Source organism: Halomonas sp. ND22Bw, assembly GCF_003011945.1.
Taxonomy (GTDB): Bacteria; Pseudomonadota; Gammaproteobacteria; order Pseudomonadales; family Halomonadaceae; genus Halomonas; species Halomonas halophila.
The window spans coordinates 1-258 of the sequence record NZ_PXWD01001236.1; the positions used below are offsets into that span (position 1 = coordinate 1).

A 258-nucleotide genomic window follows, 5' to 3' on the forward strand; every position below is an offset into this window, starting at 1 on the left:
CAGCATCAGCGGCGCCGGCGCATCGATCGGCGTCGCCGGGCCATGGCTGCCGGGCAGCCGGTCGAGCAGCGTATCGTCGAGCATGGCCGCGAGCGGCTGCCCGATCCGGCGCGACAGGTTGATCCGCGCCGCCTCCGCCAGCCGCGTGATCTCGCTCGCCAGCTGCCAGACGTTGCGGTCCTGCGCGTCGCGAATGACGGGCACGGTCAGCCCCGCATCGGTCTGCGTCGCCATTCCCAGATGCACCCGCCCCGACCG

1 protein-coding gene is annotated in these 258 nt (G+C 73.3%); it reads right to left on the reverse strand.

Features of this window, described 5'->3' with window-relative positions:
* Positions 1–246, reverse strand: a 246-nt coding sequence (locus CVH10_RS26995) for a 2-oxo acid dehydrogenase subunit E2 (protein WP_369335966.1), incomplete at its 3' end; no start/stop codon positions are given.
* Positions 247–258 lie beyond the last annotated feature (12 nt).